The organism is Bradyrhizobium sp. USDA 4353, assembly GCF_054063215.1.
Map to the genome: position 1 here is coordinate 1,102,193 of NZ_JBSSGB010000001.1, position 16,871 is coordinate 1,119,063.

The following is a 16,871-nucleotide window of genomic DNA, read 5'->3' on the forward strand; positions in this document are numbered from 1 at the left end:
ACCACAGGTCCAGCCGGACAGACCCGGCCCTCCCTGCGCGATGGGTTTAACGTCTGCTCCGTGCTCTCCTCGGGGACCGGCTTTCTTGCCCCCGTCGCCTGCGCGACACGTCATGTCACGCCGACTTAGCGCCAGCATCGGGGCGCCAGGACCACACGGCTTGAACGTCCGCGAGCTGTCCATCGTCCAGCGCCAAAGCACCCGACAGACCCGCGGCCACCGCTCCCCGCCTCAACGTATCGTGACGACGCGTACGCCCCTCTGCATGAGGACGGGATGCGCGGAGTAGAGCATGATTTCGGAAAAATAGCAACATCTTTTTTGGGCGGCATGCCGCGTCATACTTACAACAGACGTCCATCGAGGTCGCTCGGCGCGCGGCGGCTTTACCGATCGTTAGGCACGATGAGATCACGCGTGGTGATCCGGATCGCGGGTAACACGGCGTGCAGCGTCCCCTGGCAGAGTTGGCCGGCCCGCTTGCGAGCGATCGCATGGCGGCGCTGATCATGCTCCTTCAACGACCGTGACGATGGTGCCGAAGACACTGGCCTCGACGAGCTCCATGACCGCGATCTCAGCCGCACCTCCGCTTGCGACGCGCGACCGGCGCGCGGTGCTGGCTCTGCTGATCGCGGCTGCGCTCTACAACGGCGTGTATCTCGTCACCTGGTGGCTGTCGTCCCCGCAGCCCGCATTCGGCGACTTCTCCGGCCTATGGTCGTTCGGCAAGTTCGCAGCGCAGTTCGGCGCCGCGATCTATGATCCGGTCGCGCTCGCCGCGTTTCAACAGAGGCTGGATCCCGCGCTCGGCGGCGGCGGCTTTCCCTATCCCTATCCGCCAACCTTCCTGCTGGCGCTGATTCCGCTCGGCATGATGGCGCTGCCCGCAGCCTATGTCTGCTGGATGGGCGTGACGTTCGCGGCCTATGGACTGGCGACGCTCGGCCGCGACTGGCGCTCGCCGTTCGGGCTCGCGCTGCTTGCGGCGCCGACGACCCTGATCAACGCAATCACCGGGCAGAACGGCTTTCTCTCGGCCGCGCTTCTGATCGGCGGGCTGCGCCTGCTCCCCCGTCATCCCGTCATCGCAGGCAGCCTGCTCGGCCTGCTCGCCTACAAGCCGCAATTCGTGCTGCTGATGCCGGTCGTGCTGCTGGCGTCACGTCGTTGGATCGCCATTCTGTCGGCGATCGCCACGACAGCGATCGTCGCCGTCGTCACCAGCGCGGCCCTCGATCCCTGGATCTGGCTACAATGGATGGTGAGATTTCCGGACTATCAGGCGCAGCTCGGGGCCAACCAGGCCAGCCTCGATCACATGATGCCGACGGTCATCGCCGGACTGCACGCGCTCGGCGCGCCGCCTCCGGTCGGCGTCATGATCCAGCTCGTGCTCTCCTGCGCGATCGTCGTGATGGTCTGGAACGCCTGGCGGCGCGGCATGACGGATCGGGCGATCGCGCTGGTCGCGGTCGGCAGCATCCTCGCGACGCCCTATGCAATGATCTACGACATGCCGATGGTGGCGGCGGGGATCGTAATCCATTGGAAGGCACGACGCGAGGCCGGCGCGCCGATCGCGCCGCTGGAGATCGGCCTCGTCATTGCGCTCGGGGCCTGCCTGCTCGCGATGATCGGGCACTCCGTGCCGCTCGCCGCCCCTCTCCTGCTGACGCTGATGGTGCTGAGCATCGGCGGCGCCTTGCCGGCTCAACGAGCGACTCTCAACCCCTTGCCCTGAGAGCCCGCCGCAGGCGGGCGTCTCGAAGGGCGAGGCCCAATGTGGCCTCATGGTCGAGACGCGCCGTAATCGCGGCGCTCCTCACCACGAGGGTCTGGCACCGAAAACAGCGCCGCACCTTCCACATCAATCCAGCTTCGCCTCCATGCCGCGCTTCACGGCGGGGCGGGCCATCAGCGCGTCGTACCAGCGCTTGACGTGGGAGAAGTCGGCGAGGTCGACCTTGTGGCGGGGGTGGCGCCAGGCCCAGCCGAGGATGGCGAAATCGGCGATCGAGAGTGGACCGGCGACGAATTCGTGCTGCGCCAGGCGGCGGTCGAGCACGCCGTAGAGCCTGACGGTCTCTGCCATGTAGCGCTTCAGGCCGTAGGCGCGGTCCTGCTCGTTGTCGAGCGCGATGAAATGATGCACTTGGCCCGGCATCGGGCCGAAGCCGCCCATCTGCCACATCAGCCATTCATAGACCGGGATCCGCGCGGCGAGCGACTTCGGCAGGAACTGGCCGGTCTTTTCCGCCAGATAGAGCAGAATGGCCCCGGATTCGAACACGCTGACCGGCTTGCCCTCGGGGCCCTCGGGATCGACGATCGCCGGGATCTTGTTGTTCGGGCTGATCGCGAGGAACGCCGGCGCCATCTGGGCGCCCTTGGTGATGTCAACCGGGATGACACGGTAGGGCAGTCCCATCTCCTCCAGCGCGACCGAGATCTTGCGGCCGTTGGGCGTGTTCCAGGTGTGCAGGTCGATGGTCATGCGGCGCGTCCTCGCGAAATGTCTTGCGAATTATCTTGCTTGGGCTGTCGCTTCCCCTTAGCTCGAAACCGCGTCCGGCTCCAATCGTAGCGTTGTTGATGGGACATCCTGGCCGCTGGCCTCGGCCGTCCGGCCCCGATAGATTGCGCCACCCAGAATTCACCTAAGAACCGACCCCCAGGGGAAACCGCCGTGTCCAAATCCGCCTCCCGCGCCCGCCTCCTCGAGATCATCCGCAGGCGCTCGTTCGGGCGCGGCGAGGTCACCTTGGCGTCCGGCCGCAAGAGCGATTTCTACTTCAATCTCAAGCCGACCATGATGGACCCGGAGGGCGCGACGCTGCTCGCCGAGCTCACCTATGAGGCGCTGAAGGACGAGGGCTTCGACTATATCGGCGGGCTGGAGATGGGCGCAGTGCCGCTGGCCGGCGCGATCGCCCAGATCTCCTGGATCAAGGGCCATCCGATCGCCGCCTTCTTCGTCCGCAAGAAGCCGAAGGAGCATGGCGCAAGGCTCGCGATCGAGGGCCTGACCCGCGACGAGACCCTGGCGGGAAAACGCATCGTCGTGGTCGAGGACGTCACCACGACCGGCGGCTCGGCCATGAAGGCGGTCGAGGCGCTGCGCGAGGCCGGCGCCGAGGTGTCGCTGGTGTTCACCATGGTCGATCGCGAGGAAGGCGCGGCCGAGGCGTTCGCCGCCGCCGGCCTGCCGTTCCAGGCGCTCTACAAGGCGCGCGAATTCCTCTGAGGCGCTGGCACCCAAGGGAGTCCAGCACACCGACCATGAACCCGCCAAGAGGCGTGTTCATGGAGAGGGTTGACGGCGCGGCGGCTTTCGCGGTCCGCGCACACCGCTCATTTACCAACGCCCATTAAGGTTACCGCAAAGCTGATGGCGCCATGCCGTGGGCATGGCCGGCTCGTTCGCGCATCATTGGCGTGGAGCAGCCGCGGCCGCCAGACCTTTGCGGTGAGAGATGGAGTGGGCGTTGCGTCACGTGTTGTCGTTCCGGCGGGTGCCCCGCCGCGTCGCCGTCGCGACCATGATCGGCCTGGCCGCCTCGCTCGCGCTGGCGCCGCAGATGGCCTCGGCCGAGGGCCTGTTCGATTTCCTGTTCGGCGGCTTCAACAAGCCGCAGCCGCAACGGCCGGCGCCCCAAGGCAGCTTCTTCGCCGATCCGTTCGGCACCAATCCGCAAACTCAGCCGCAGCAGCGCGCGGCGTCGAGCGGATCGGGCGCGGCGTTCTGCGTGCGCAGCTGTGACGGGCGCTATTTCCCGCTGACCCGCGGCCTCGCCTCGCCGGCGCAGATGTGCCAGGCGTTCTGCCCGGCGAGCCCGACCAAGATCTATTACGGCTCCAACATCGACTACGCGACGTCGGCCAATGGCGAGCGCTATGCCGACAGCGAGACTGCGTTCGCCTATCGCCAGGCGCTGCGCGCCGACTGCACCTGCAACGGCCGCGATCCCGCGGGGCTGGCGCCGGTCGACCTGTCGCTCGACACCTCGCTACGTCCGGGCGACGTCGTCGCCACGAGCGACGGGCTCGTCGCCTATTCGGGCCCGCGCGGCAGCGGCGGCCAGGCGGCCGACTTCAAGCCGGTCGCTTCCTATCCCGGGCTGAACTCGGACATGCGGGCCAAGCTGAGCGAGATGAAGGTGGCGCCGGTGCGCGCCGAGATGCTGGCGGCCGATGCGCTCGCCGCCATGCCGCCGCCGGAGACCAATGCCGGTGGTAGCAATGCCGGTAGTGCCAATGCCGGCAATGTCAGCGTGGCGCCACCGCTGACGATTGCGCCGAAGCCTTCCCGCGCGAAGCGGGCGGATGTGGATTGAGCCCGGACCCGTCATTGCGAGCTTCGCTCGTCATGACGGAGTGTTGGCCTAGCGCCCCACGATCACGCCGATGACGTTCGGCGCCTCGAGATATTTCTCCTCGATCGCCGCGCGCGCAGCGGCGCGGTTGTCCGGCGTCAGCAGCCCGCGCTTCTCGGCCAGGATCATCCAGCAGAAGCCCCACCAATCGCTCAGCATGCCCTCGTCGTCGACCAGATCGTAGCCCTGCTCGGCGGCGAAGATGCGCGCCCGCGCCTCGTCCAGGCCATCGAGGAAGGTGTGGTCGGTGGCCGAGAACAGATCGTCGGAGATGTCGTCGGTGGTGTAGCCCCAGACCGACATGCAGACGGCGTTGAACGCCCGGTCGATCTGGTCGTCGTCCACCGCCCGCCGGCGCGCCGTCTTGTGCAGTCGCGTCAGCGTGCGCGCGAAATCGGCAATGCGGGTCAGGGCCAGGGGATCGAAGGCGATGTTGGACATGGTGTCCTCGCGTGATGCACTGATGCCGGAGTGAGCGGATCGAATCGCTAAGGGGATAACGATCGCTTGCCAAATTGTTCTTAATTTGTTCTTTGAGAATTGTCCATCCCCTCTCAGGACGCGCACAGCCCTCATGGACAATCTCGACGCCCTGCCTGTTCACGCCAACGCTGATGCTGCCCTGCGCAAGCGCCTCAACTTTCTGTTGCGGGAGCTGTGCGTCGACTGGGGGTTTTGCAGCCGCCTCACCGCAGACGATCTGCTGTCGGCCGGCAAGGTCCCAACTGCACGGGCGTTCGCCGAGGCCGTGCTACAGGCTGAGGGCATGACCGCAGAATTGGAGCGCACCTGGCGTCGCCGAATCGAGCAGTTGTTCATTGCTCGCTGCGGGCGGTGAGGATCGGTCGGCGACCTCACACAGCATCTGCGCAACTGCAAAACAATTTCGGGCGCGTTCCCACCGCGGAACTCCGGCCCAGACTTTGCATATTTTTCCATCACCTTGCTGTGCGGACCAGCCTTTCCCCGGGTTTCGGACCGCGCGCAACCATCGTATGCTTTTACCGGTTCCTCGTAGCATCACAGGTTTCAAGGTGACAGATCAGCCGTCCCAGCGCAGCTTCGTAAGCACCGGCCAGCCCGTCGACGAACTGGCCGTCGCCGAGATCAAGAGCGACATTCTGGCGAAGCTTCGGCTCGCGATCGGCAAGGAGGCGAGCCAGGCGACGCAGCAGGACTGGTATCACGCCGCGGCGCTGACCTTGCGCGACCGCATCGTGCACCGCTGGCTGACCGCCGACAAGGAGAGCTACGACGCCGGGCGCAAGCGGGTCTATTATCTCAGCCTCGAATTCCTGATCGGCCGTCTGTTCACCGACGCGCTCAACAATATGGGCCTGATGAAGGTGTTCGAGACCGCGCTCGGCGATCTCGGCGTCGGCTTGACGGACTTACGCAAATGCGAGCCGGATGCCGCGCTCGGCAATGGCGGCCTGGGGCGGCTGGCGGCGTGCTTCATGGAGAGCATGTCGACCTTGCAGATCCCGGCGATCGGCTACGGCATCCGCTATGATTTCGGCCTGTTCCGCCAGGTCATCGTCGACGGCTGGCAGCACGAATATCCCGACGTCTGGCTGTCGTTCGGCAATCCCTGGGAATTCCAGCGCCCCGAAGTGGTCTATCACGTCCATTTCGGCGGCGGAGTCGAGCATGTCGACGACAAGGGCCGCGACCGCGCGATCTGGCATCCTGGCGAGACCGTGCAGGCAGTCGCCTATGACACGCCGATCGTCGGCTGGCGCGGCCAGCATGTGAATGCGCTGCGGCTGTGGTCGGCGCGCTCGCCCGATCCGCTCAAGCTCGACGTGTTCAACTCCGGCGACTATCTCGGCGCATCGGCCGAAGAGGCGCGCGCGGAGGCGATCTGCAAGTTCCTCTATCCCAATGACGAGAGCCCGGCCGGGCGCGAGCTGCGCTTGCGCCAGGAATATTTCTTCGTCTCGGCCTCGCTGCAGGATCTCGTCAAGCGGCATCTCGGCTCCGACGGCCAGTTGCGCAGCCTGGCGCAGAAGGCCGCGGTGCAGCTCAACGACACGCATCCCTCGCTCGCGGTGGCCGAGCTGATGCGTATCCTGGTCGACCTGCACAATTTCCGCTGGGACGAGGCCTGGAAAATCACCGTCGCGACCTTGTCCTACACCAATCACACGCTGCTGCCGGAGGCGCTGGAGACCTGGCCGGTCGAGCTGTTCGAGCGGCTGCTGCCGCGGCATCTCGAGATCATCTACCGCATCAATGCGCAGCATCTGGCACTCGCCGAGCAGCGCGCGCCTGGTGATATCGACTATCGCGCTGCGGTGTCGCTGATCGACGAGAAGAGCGGCCGCCGCGTGCGCATGGGCCAGCTCGCCTTCGTCGGCTCGCACCGCATCAACGGCGTCTCGGCGATGCATTCGGACCTGATGAAGGAGACCGTGTTCCACGATCTCAACCATCTCTATCCCGGCCGCATCACCAACAAGACCAACGGCATCACCTTCCGGCGCTGGCTGACGCTCGCCAATCCGAAGCTGACCAGCCTGCTGCGCGAGGCATGCGGCGACGCCATCGTCGACGATCCGACCTTGCTCTCGAGCCTGGAGAGCTACGTCGCCGATAGCGGCTTTCACCAGAAGTTCCGCGCCGTGAAGCACCACAACAAGATCCAGCTCGCGCGGCTGATCGGCGAGCGCATGAATGTGCGGCTCGATCCGAGCGCGCTGTTCGACGTGCAGATCAAGCGCATCCATGAATACAAGCGGCAGCTGCTCAACATCCTCGAGGCTGTGGCGCTGTATCTGGACATCAAGGACGATCCGCAAGGCAACTGGGTGCCGCGGGTGAAGATCTTCGCCGGCAAGGCGGCGGCGAGCTACCGCTACGCCAAGCTGATCATCAAGCTGATCAACGACGTTGCGGAGGTGGTCAATAACGACCCGGCGATCGCAGGCAAGCTCAAGGTCGTGTTCATGGCCGACTACAATGTCAGCCTTGCAGAGATGATCATTCCCGCCGCCGATCTGTCCGAGCAGATTTCGACGGCGGGCATGGAAGCGTCCGGCACCGGCAACATGAAGCTGGCGCTGAACGGCGCGATCACCATCGGCACCTTGGATGGCGCCAATATCGAGATCCGCGACAATGTCGGCGCCGAGAACATCGCGATCTTCGGCATGGAGGCGCCCGACGTCATGCTGCGCCGCCAGCAGGGCCTGGATGCCACCGACGTGATCCGCCGCTCGCCGCGGCTGGCGCGCGCCATCGAGGCGATCGCCTCCGGCCTGTTCTCGCCCGGCGAGCCGGGCCGGTTCGAGCCGATCGCGCACGCGCTGCGCCATCTCGACCACTACATGGTCTCGGCCGATTTCGACTCGTACTACGCGGCGCAGCGCGGCGTCGATGCGCGCTGGCAGTCGGAGCCCGCCTGGACCCGCGCCTCGATCCTCAACGTCGCGCGCATGGCGTGGTTCTCCTCCGACCGCACCATCCGCGAATATGCCGACGACATCTGGAACGTGCCGGTCGGCCCGGTGGCTACGCTGCCGCATGCGCAGCGGGCGTGATGGCGCGGAGAACGTAGTTGCATCGTCATGGCCGGGCTTGTCCCGGCCATCCACGTCGCTCGGCATTCTGGGAACCGCGTGGATGCCCGGGACGAGCCCGGGCATGACGGAGCAACTAACCCGTACAGTCGCTCGTCGCGATGTCCCTGAGCAAGAATCCGTGACGTCATTGCCGGCGCCTTCGATTGCTTTTCACCTGACGGCCATCATACGATGATCGTCAGGAGGAACGCATGACCGAGACGCCAGTCCATCTGTTCGACGAGGCCACCCGCGTCACCGCGGGCGACAGCCGCTGGCAGGGCCGCACCAGCCCGGACTACTGGGCCTTCGTCGGGCCGTTCGGCGGCGTCACGGCAGCCACCGTGCTGCGCGCGCTGATCCAGCATCCGCAGATCGCCGGCGATCCGCTGGCCGTCACCGTGAACTATTGCGCGCCAATCGCGGAGGGTCCGTTCGATCTCGACGTGCGGCTGGTGAAAGCCAACCGCTCCTCGCAGCACTGGTGCGTCGAGCTGAGCCAGGGCGACGCCGATGCGGCGACGCTGGCGACCGCCGTGTTCGCCGAGCGGCGGCCGTCCTGGTCGCATCAGCCGGCCATCAAGCCGGACGCGCCGCCGTTCGATCACGTGAAGCGCTATCCCGACGCCGGAATGTCCTGGACCAAGCAATACGACTTCCGCTTCGTCGAGGGGCGTCCGGATTTCGGCAGCGCTGCGGGCGAGCTGCGCAGCGCCTATTCGCGGCTGTGGATCTCTGACCGCAAGCCCCGCAAGCTGGATTGCCTGTCGCTGCTGTCGATGTCGGATGCGTTTTTCGGCCGCGCCTTCCACGTCCGTGGCGAGCTGATCCCGTTCGGCACGGTGTCGCTGACGACCTACTTCCACGTCAGCCGCGAGGAATTAGCCGCGGAGGACATCACGCATGTGCTCGCCACCGCGGATGCCAAGGTGTTCAACCGCAGCTATCAGGACCAGCATGGCGAGCTGTGGTCACCATCGGGGCGCCTGCTCGCGACGACGACGCAGATCGCGTATTTCAAGGCGTGAGAGCCCAAGGCGCTTCAACAATCTCGGTGTCGTCCCGGCCTCCGCGCCGGGACCCATAGCCACCGTCCGAAGTTTTGCGAGCGCTGGAGCTGCCTTCCCGTTTCAACGACGCCGTCCTGTGGCTATGGGTCCCGGCTCAAGGCCGGGACGACAGCGGTGGGTTTGGCGCGACCTCGGCTGATCCGCGCTTGGCGCAGAGACAAAGGGTCAGCCGCAGAGCGGCTGACCTCTCGAGCTTGCAGAGCCCTACTCCGCCGCCAGCTTCACGTCCGGCGCGGCAGCGCGGACGTCGGCGTCGACCTGGGCTTCGAACTTGGCGAAGTTCTTCTGGAACATGCCGACCAAAGCGCGGGCGGTCTTGTCGAACTCGGCCTTGTCGGTCCAGGTGTTGACCGGATCGAGGATCTCGCTCGGCACGCCCGGCAATGCGGTCGGGACCGCGAAGCCGAAATATTTGTCGGTGCGGAATTCGACATTGCGAAGCGAGCCGTCGAGCGCCGCCGTCAGCAGCGCGCGCGTCACCTTGATCGGCATGCGCGAGCCCGTGCCGTACTTGCCGCCGGTCCAGCCGGTATTGACCAGCCAGCAATCGACATTGTGGTCGGCGATCAGCTGGCGCAGCATGTTGCCGTAGACGGAGGGATCGAGCGGCAGGAACGGCGAGCCGAAGCAGGTCGAGAATTCCGGCTGAGGCTCGGAGCCCAAGCCGCGCTCGGTGCCGGCCACCTTGGCGGTGTAGCCGGACAGGAAGTGATACATCGCCTGCGCCGGCGACAGCTTTGCGATCGGCGGCAGCACGCCGAAGGCGTCGGCGGCGAGCATCACGACGTTCTTCGGATGCGGCGCGCGGCCGGTGCGCGAGGCGTTCGGGATGTAGTCGAGCGGATAGGCCGAGCGGGTGTTCTCGGTCTTGGAGCCGTCGTCGAAATCGGGGACGCGGCTGTCCTCATCGAGCACGACGTTCTCCAGCACGGCGCCGAAACGGGTCGATGCCGCGAAGATCTGCGGCTCGGCCTCTTGCGACAGCTTGATGCACTTGGCGTAGCAGCCGCCCTCGAAATTGAACACGCCGGACGGACCCCAGCCATGCTCGTCATCGCCGATCAAGGTACGGTTCGGATCGGCCGACAGCGTGGTCTTGCCGGTGCCCGACAGGCCGAAGAAGATCGCGGTGTCGCCGTTCGGGCCGACATTGGCCGAGCAGTGCATCGGCATCACGCCGCGCTCGGGCAGATAGTAGTTGAGCGTCGTGAACACGCTCTTCTTCATCTCGCCGGCATAATAAGACCCGCCGATCAGGACGATCTTGCGGGCGAAATCGATGGCCACGACGTTCTGCGAGCGCACGCCGTGCCGCTTCGGATCGGCGCGGAAGCTTGGCATGTCGATGATCGTGAGCTCCGGCACGAAGGTGTCGAGCTCGATTGTCTCCGGGCGGATCAGCAGCGTGCGGATGAACAGCGAGTGCCAGGCGAGCTCGGTGAACACACGCGTCTTGATGCGGAAGGTCGGATCAGCGCCGCCATAGAGGTCCTGCGCGAACAGGCTCTTGCCCTCGGCGTGCTTGAGGAAGTCCTGGTACAGCGTCTCGAATTGCTCGGCCGTGATCGACTGATTGCCCGCCCACCACATCTTCTCGGTGGAGGCGTCGCGAACGGTGAACTTGTCCTTCGGGCTGCGGCCGGTGAATTCGCCAGTGTCCGCGCAGAGAGCCCCGTCGGCCGACAGCACCGCCTCGCCTGCCGCCAGCGAGTACTGATAGAGCTGGGGAGCGCCGAGATTCCAATGCACCTGCCTGAGGTTCTTTAAGCCGAACTTGTCGGCACCGAAGGCGCCGTTGCGAATACCCGTCTCTTGCACGAAGAACCCTCCTGAGAGCCGCACCGGTTGCGCGCGTGTCGTGGCGCGTCGTGCGGCGACCGTTACCGTTTACATCGCCCTGTCCAAGCGCGGTCGCCGACCTAATACTGACCAACGCTGGTCTTGCCAAGACGATCCGACCGAATTCGTTATTGCAAACAGCTGATGCACGTAGCTCATCTTCGCTGCGCAAATGCACAGGGCAGCAGCAATTGCTCATGGAGTGGAATGCATGCTGCGGCGCAACAGATAGATAACGTGCTTTAGTTTCATCCGCAGAACGAATGACGCCAAAACCGAAGGATACGCGCTGGAAGGTGAAGATGACCCCCCGCGCAACGCCAGCCAGGCGTGCCGCAGCCCTTCGTTGCGACTCATGGTCGGACGCTGTTTCAACCCTGGGAACGCGATGATGGACGATCTCGAGCGCGCCGGAGCTTGGAGCTGACTTGGTCTTCGCACAGAAGCTGCACCGCCCGTGCGGCGGCCCCTCACCCCAGCCCTCTCCCCGTGAAGAACGGGGAGAGGGAGCGCACCGCCTTCGCGGCTCGTAGTGGGTCTCATCTCATTTGATCTCGCCCGCTCGTTGATGCCACCGCAGGCTCGGTGCGGACGCTGCAAACCTCTCCCCGCGCTTTGCGGGGAGAGGTCGGATTGCGCAGCAATCCGGGTGAGGGGCATGGCAGGCGCGGAGCTCAGGGCGGGGTCCGTCGGAAGGGCACAACGGCTCCGTATCGAATAGCAATCATTCGAGCTGGCTTCAATCATCGCACGAAGCTGGCACAATGAGTTCGTGACAGAGAAGCGGCACCACCCGTGCGGCTGCCCCCTCACCCCGACCCTCTCCCCGTAAGAACGGGGAGAGGGAGCGCAGCGCCCGAGAGGCGGCTGGTGCAATCAGATCGATATACAGTCGAGCTAACTATTAGTCCTTCGACTAAGTACTAGCCTTTCGCCCTCGCCTCATCCGCCAACCGCACCAGCATCTTGCGCAATCCTCCCGGCGTGGTGACGCGCTCGGGGAAATCGAGTCGCAGCGTCCTGCCGCCGGCCATCAGATCCAATCCGTCGGGATCGCAGCCGCTGCAACGCCACTCCGCGGCATCGGCGCCGAGCAGCCTCGTCGCGTACAGCCCGAGCGCATCGCGGTGATCCTCGTTCATGTGATCGACGGCGCCCTGCTCAGCCGCCAGCAGCTCAGCGGCATCGTACACATCGGTGAGAAACTGCTCGGGCGTGAGATCGACGATGCGGCCGAATCCGGCGACGAGATGGGTGCCCGCGGGACGAATGACGAAGAACGCGAAGTCGGCAAAATCGGCGTAGTCGCTCGCTGAGGGATGCGCATTGAGATACCGGCGGCGCAAGCTCTCCCTGTTCTCATCAGTTGCTTGTTCGGCCTTGCCCGACAGCATGATCCGAGCACCTTCGAGCGGATCGCCGGGCGCGCGTTCATCGAGCATCAGCGACACGCGCGCATCGGCGAGAACGTTCTTGGTATGCACTGCTAATCGCGAAATCAGGATGATCGGCGCACCGTCGGCGGCGGTCGCGACATTGACGAGGGAACAATACGGATCGCCCGAACCCGTCATCAGGGTCGCGAGCGCGCCCTGCCGGCTTCGGCGCAGCAGGGAGCGGGTCACGCGATTAGGGTTAAAGCTCGCAGACATCGTCTTTCCCTCGTCCATCCGGTTGCAATGAAGGCCTTTTTTCGGCTAAACGGGCCACAAACTTGGGCGCGGCACAAGACTTTGCCATGGTATTTGTGGAACTCGGTCACACTTCAGCCCAGCTTGCATTGCTCGTTGACCATGTTCGAAGCCCAAATACGCGGCCCTTACTTGATTCTCGAAGTCTCGGCGTAACCAGACTCTGAAAGCAGGCTCATGCCCACAATCGCCTTGGTCGATGACGACCGTAACATTCTGACATCCGTGTCCATCGCGCTAGAGGCCGAGGGTTACCGGATCATGACCTACACCGATGGCGCATCGGCCCTGGACGGCTTCCGCACGAGCCAGCCTGACCTCGCCATCCTCGACATCAAGATGCCGCGCATGGACGGCATGGAGACGTTGCGGCGCCTGCGTCAGAAGTCCGACCTGCCGGTGATCTTCCTCACCTCCAAGGACGAGGAGATCGACGAGCTGTTCGGCCTGAAGATGGGCGCGGACGATTTCATCCGCAAACCGTTCTCGCAGAGGTTGCTGGTCGAGCGCGTCAAGGCGGTGCTGCGCCGCTCGCAGCCGAAGGATCCGACGGCGCTGCCGAAGGAGAACGACGCCAAGGCGCTGGACCGCGGCCTGCTGCGCATGGATCCCGAGCGGCACACCTGCACCTGGAAGAACGAGCCGGTCACGCTGACGGTCACCGAGTTCCTGATCCTGCAGGCGCTGGCGCAGCGTCCGGGCGTGGTCAAGAGCCGCAACGCGCTGATGGACGCGGCCTATGACGACCAGGTCTATGTCGACGACCGCACCATCGACAGCCACATCAAGCGGCTGCGCAAGAAGTTCAAGATGGTCGACGAGGAGTTCGAGATGATCGAGACCCTCTACGGCGTCGGCTATCGCTTCAAGGAAACCTGAAGCATCGCCAAAAGCGACGTCATGCGAAATTGCGCGCTGACGTCGCGCCCTTGATTCGATAGACTAAGCTCCCGAGCGCCCGTTGGGGCGCGGATGCCGGAACGGGGCCGCTGTTGCGGCGATATTCGGTGCGGCGACATGAGCTCTCGCGAGAGCCCGCCGCACATCCCTTTCGAACAACGGAATCGGAGCACGTCCATTGCTCGATCGCACGCAGCCTGACTCAGCCTTGAATGCCCAGGAGGCGGCGTCGATCGCCTCCGACGTGGCGGACGAGACGCCGCAAGTGTCCGGCTGGCAGCGCCCGGTGAGCTGGCTGCGCCGCGCCGGCCAGTTCCTGTTCGCGCTGTCGTTCTCGAGCCTGACCCGCCGCATCGTCTCGCTGAACATCGCCGGCCTGCTCGCTCTGGTTGCGAGCATCCTCTATCTCTCGCAGTTCCGGGCCGGCCTGATCGACGCGCGCGCGCAGAGCCTCCTGGTGCAGGCGGAGATCATCGCCGGCGCCATCGCCGCCTCCGCGACGGTGCAGACCAACACCATCACCATCGACCCCGAGCGGCTGCTCGATCTCAAGCCCGGCGAGAGCTATGGCGCGCCGGACGAATATTCGCCGCTCGACTTCCCGATCAATCCCGAGCGAGTCGCCCCCGTCCTGCGGACGCTGATCTCGCCGACCAAGACGCGCGCGCGGATCTATGATCCGAACGGCGGGCTGCTGCTCGACAGCCGCAATCTGGAAAACGTGCTGCGCTTCGACCTGCCGCCGCCGTCGAGCGAGAAGCCGGGCTTCGTCGAGCGCGCGCTGATCTCGGTGCGCACTTGGCTCAATCGCGGCGACCTGCCGCTGTATCGCGAATACGGCCCGGAGAACGGCAACGGCTACGAGGAAGTGACGGGACGCGCTGAAGGGCCAGAAGCGCAGCATGGTCCGCGTCAACTCGCGCGGCGAGGTCATCGTCTCCGTCGCCGTGTCGGTGCAGCGCTCGCGCACGATTCACGGCGCCTTGATGCTGTCGACGCAAGGCGACGACATCGACCAGATGGTCACCGCCGAGCGTCTCGCGATTCTGAAGGTCGGCGGGGTCGCCTCCGCCGTCATGATCGTGCTGTCGCTGCTGCTCGCCAGCACCATTGCAGGTCCGGTGCGACGGCTTGCCGATAGCGCCGAGCGCGTCCGCCGCCGCATCAAGACCCGCGTCGAGATCCCCGACTTCACCCGCCGCCGCGACGAGATCGGCCATCTCTCCGGCGCGCTGCGCGACATGACCGATGCGCTCTACGCCCGCATCGAGGCGATCGAGATGTTCGCCGCGGACGTTGCGCACGAGCTGAAGAACCCGCTGACCTCGCTGCGCTCCGCCGTCGAGACCTTGCCGCTGGCGCGCAACGACAACAGCCGCGCCCGCCTGCTCGCGGTGATCGAGCACGACGTCAAGCGGCTGGACCGGCTGATCTCCGACATCTCCGACGCCAGCCGGCTCGATGCGGAGCTGCAGCGCCAGGACATGACGCTGGTCGACCTGCGCCGGCTTTTGAACACGCTGACCTCGGTCGCCAACGAGACCAAGAAAAACGGCACCGACGTCGCCGTCGAGGTCCGCTTCGAGGGCCGCGGCGTGAACGACACCTTCTCGGTGCCCGGCCATGATTCACGGCTGGGCCAGGTGATCTCGAATCTCTTGTCGAATGCGCAGTCGTTCTCGGCGGCCGGCGGCAAGGTGCGCATCACCTGCCGCCGCGTGCGCTCGGAGATCGAGATCACCGTCGATGATGACGGTCCGGGCATCCGCGAGGACGCCCTGCAGCGCATCTTCGAGCGCTTCTACACCGACCGGCCGCACCAGGGCTTCGGCCAGAACTCGGGCCTCGGCCTGTCTATCTCCAAACAGATCATCGACGCCCATGGCGGGCGGATCTGGGCCGAGAACCGGCCTGGCCCGGTCGACGCCGACGGCAATCCGACCGTGGCGGGCGCACGCTTCATCGTCCGGCTGCCGGCGTCGTGACCGCCGACACGGCCAGCATCCATGCCTCCGCCGTCAAGGTCGGGGATCGCGCCGTGCTGATCCGCGGCCCCTCCGGCGCCGGCAAATCGCGCCTCGCCTTCGATCTGATTCTCGCCGGACGCGCCGGACAGATCCCGCCGGCCGTTCTGGTCGGCGACGACCGTGTTCATCTCGCCACACGCGGCGGAGAAATATGGGTCAGCCCTGCCCCGTCCCTGGCCGGCCTGATCGAGATTCGCGGCCTCGGCATCCGCGCCTGCGACCACGTGTCCGGCGCGCCGATTGGTCTCATTGTCGATTTGATGGCCGAGGATGCCGAGCGGCTGCCACCCCGCGAGGCGCTCCGCTGGCGCGAAAATGGTATCGAATTGCCGCGGATCCCGGTAGGGCGGGGGTACGAGCCCCTGCCGCTGGTTGTGGCTGCGCTAACCACGACCGAGAGTTCATGACCCGGTAATCTTTCGGCCAATTGTGTGAAGCGAATTGGTAACCATATCACCCCCACTATCGCGACCCGATAGACCGTCGCCAGCTCCCCCGCCCCTACCTCTGAATCCGGGAGAATCGCGAATATGCCCTCTTGCGCGGGGGCTCCGGATGGTCAAAGTGGCGCGTTCGTGCGGTGCACCCAAGGCGCCCGCGAGGAGTATCCGATGATTGGCCTGGTACTGGTGACCCATGGGCGCCTCGCCGACGAGTTCCGAGCGGCGCTCGAACACGTCATGGGTCCTCAAAAGCAAATTGAAGCGGTCACGATTGGCGCCGACGATGATTCCGATCTCTGTCGCAGCGACATCATCGAAGCCGTGAACCGTGTGGACACCGGCGACGGCGTCGCCATCCTCACCGACATGTTCGGCGGCACGCCGTCGAACCTTGCGATCTCCTGCATGAGCCGGCCCAAGGTCGAGGTGCTCGCGGGCATCAACCTGCCCATGCTGGTCAAGCTCGCCAAGGTGCGCGAGGAGCGCTCGCTGCCCGACGCCATCGCGATGGCGCAGGAGGCGGGACGGAAGTACGTGACCATCGCCAGCCGGGTGCTTGCCGGCAAATGAGCGACGAGGACGCGCCGCAGGACAATATCGCCGGGCCGGCCGTGCCTGCTGATGCGATCTCGCGGGAGCTGCTGATCACCAACAAGCGCGGCCTGCACGCGCGGGCGTCGGCCAAGTTCGTGCAGATGGTCGAGAAGTTCCAGGCCGAGGTCTGGGTGACGCGCGGCGGCGAAACCGTTGGCGGCCGCTCGATCATGGGCCTGATGATGCTGGCGGCGGCGCCGGGGACGAAGATCCTGGTGTCTGCGAAAGGGCCCGAAGCCGAGGCCGCGTTGCAGGCCATCACCGATCTGGTGAACGACAAGTTCCACGAAGAAGGCGTGTGAGGGTCTCCAACCTCGCCCCGCTTGCGGGGTCGCGACGAGCTTCGCTCGCGCTGAGAGGTCGGATTG

The 16,871-nt window shown here is 65.5% G+C and carries 14 protein-coding genes and 1 pseudogene; 11 read left to right on the forward strand and 4 right to left on the reverse strand.

Annotated elements, in window-relative coordinates:
* Positions 1-565: 565 nt before the first annotated feature.
* Positions 566-1,744 (forward strand): glycosyltransferase family 87 protein, encoded by a 1,179-nt coding sequence (locus ACVILH_RS04950; protein WP_456711893.1) that lies wholly within the window; start codon positions 566-568, stop codon positions 1,742-1,744.
* Between the two features lie 126 nt (positions 1,745-1,870).
* Here ACVILH_RS04950 and ACVILH_RS04955 read toward each other — a convergent pair whose 3' ends face one another.
* Positions 1,871-2,497, reverse strand: coding sequence for a glutathione S-transferase family protein (locus tag ACVILH_RS04955; RefSeq protein ID WP_456711894.1), 627 nt, complete (start codon positions 2,495-2,497; stop codon positions 1,871-1,873).
* 192 nt (positions 2,498-2,689) lie between these two features.
* Here ACVILH_RS04955 and pyrE point away from each other — a divergent pair, with 192 nt between their 5' ends.
* Entirely contained in the window at positions 2,690-3,247 is a 558-nt protein-coding gene (pyrE, locus tag ACVILH_RS04960; protein WP_456711895.1) for an orotate phosphoribosyltransferase, read from the forward strand.
* Between the two features lie 241 nt (positions 3,248-3,488).
* Complete coding sequence (locus ACVILH_RS04965; protein ID WP_456711896.1) at positions 3,489-4,337, forward strand: DUF2865 domain-containing protein; 849 nt, start codon at positions 3,489-3,491, stop codon at positions 4,335-4,337.
* Positions 4,338-4,385: 48 nt separating this feature from the next.
* On the opposite strand, the gene ACVILH_RS04970 is transcribed toward ACVILH_RS04965, so the two are convergent.
* Positions 4,386-4,817: a hypothetical protein gene (locus tag ACVILH_RS04970; RefSeq protein WP_456711897.1), complete on the reverse strand. Its 432-nt coding sequence runs from the start codon at positions 4,815-4,817 to the stop codon at positions 4,386-4,388.
* A 133-nt stretch (positions 4,818-4,950) separates the two neighbouring features.
* Between ACVILH_RS04970 and ACVILH_RS04975 the strand changes: the two genes are divergently transcribed.
* The 3 genes from ACVILH_RS04975 to ACVILH_RS04985 all read left to right on the forward strand — a co-directional run bounded on the left by ACVILH_RS04975 (position 4,951) and on the right by ACVILH_RS04985 (position 8,967).
* A complete protein-coding gene (locus ACVILH_RS04975) occupies positions 4,951-5,214 on the forward strand; it encodes a hypothetical protein (protein WP_456711898.1) in 264 nt (87 codons plus the stop codon).
* Positions 5,215-5,410: 196 nt separating this feature from the next.
* Positions 5,411-7,918, forward strand: a complete 2,508-nt coding sequence (locus ACVILH_RS04980) for a glycogen/starch/alpha-glucan phosphorylase (protein ID WP_456711899.1) — start codon at positions 5,411-5,413, stop codon at positions 7,916-7,918.
* 233 nt (positions 7,919-8,151) lie between these two features.
* Positions 8,152-8,967 carry an acyl-CoA thioesterase gene (locus ACVILH_RS04985; protein ID WP_456711900.1) on the forward strand — a complete coding sequence of 272 codons (816 nt, stop codon included), beginning with the start codon at positions 8,152-8,154 and terminating at the stop codon, positions 8,965-8,967.
* A 246-nt stretch (positions 8,968-9,213) separates the two neighbouring features.
* Here the strand turns inward: ACVILH_RS04985 and ACVILH_RS04990 are convergent, their stop codons facing one another.
* Together ACVILH_RS04990 and ACVILH_RS04995 are read right to left on the reverse strand one after the other, a co-directional pair.
* Positions 9,214-10,827: a phosphoenolpyruvate carboxykinase gene (locus tag ACVILH_RS04990; protein WP_456711901.1), complete on the reverse strand. Its 1,614-nt coding sequence runs from the start codon at positions 10,825-10,827 to the stop codon at positions 9,214-9,216.
* Between the two features lie 944 nt (positions 10,828-11,771).
* On the reverse strand, positions 11,772-12,500 hold the full coding sequence (locus ACVILH_RS04995; protein ID WP_456711902.1) for a HugZ family pyridoxamine 5'-phosphate oxidase: 729 nt from the start codon (positions 12,498-12,500) through the stop codon (positions 11,772-11,774).
* A gap of 216 nt (positions 12,501-12,716) precedes the next feature.
* On the opposite strand from ACVILH_RS04995, the gene ACVILH_RS05000 reads away from it, so the two are divergent.
* The 5 genes and pseudogenes from ACVILH_RS05000 (at position 12,717) to ACVILH_RS05020 (ending at position 16,805) form a co-directional block, all read left to right on the forward strand.
* On the forward strand, positions 12,717-13,418 hold the full coding sequence (locus ACVILH_RS05000; protein WP_006611449.1) for a response regulator transcription factor: 702 nt from the start codon (positions 12,717-12,719) through the stop codon (positions 13,416-13,418).
* Positions 13,419-13,617: 199 nt separating this feature from the next.
* A pseudogene (locus tag ACVILH_RS05005) lies at positions 13,618-15,424 on the forward strand (stimulus-sensing domain-containing protein).
* The gene (locus ACVILH_RS05010) at positions 15,421-15,873 is read left to right on the forward strand and encodes an HPr kinase/phosphorylase (RefSeq protein WP_456711903.1); all 453 of its coding nucleotides are present in this window, start codon (positions 15,421-15,423) and stop codon (positions 15,871-15,873) included. The pseudogene ACVILH_RS05005 and the gene ACVILH_RS05010 overlap by 4 nt, the downstream one beginning before the upstream one ends.
* A 204-nt stretch (positions 15,874-16,077) precedes the next feature.
* Positions 16,078-16,479 carry a PTS sugar transporter subunit IIA gene (locus ACVILH_RS05015; protein ID WP_006611446.1) on the forward strand — a complete coding sequence of 134 codons (402 nt, stop codon included), beginning with the start codon at positions 16,078-16,080 and terminating at the stop codon, positions 16,477-16,479.
* The gene (locus ACVILH_RS05020) at positions 16,476-16,805 is read left to right on the forward strand and encodes an HPr family phosphocarrier protein (protein WP_456711904.1); all 330 of its coding nucleotides are present in this window, start codon (positions 16,476-16,478) and stop codon (positions 16,803-16,805) included. Before ACVILH_RS05015 ends, ACVILH_RS05020 begins: the two co-directional genes overlap by 4 nt.
* Positions 16,806-16,871: the final 66 nt, after the last annotated feature.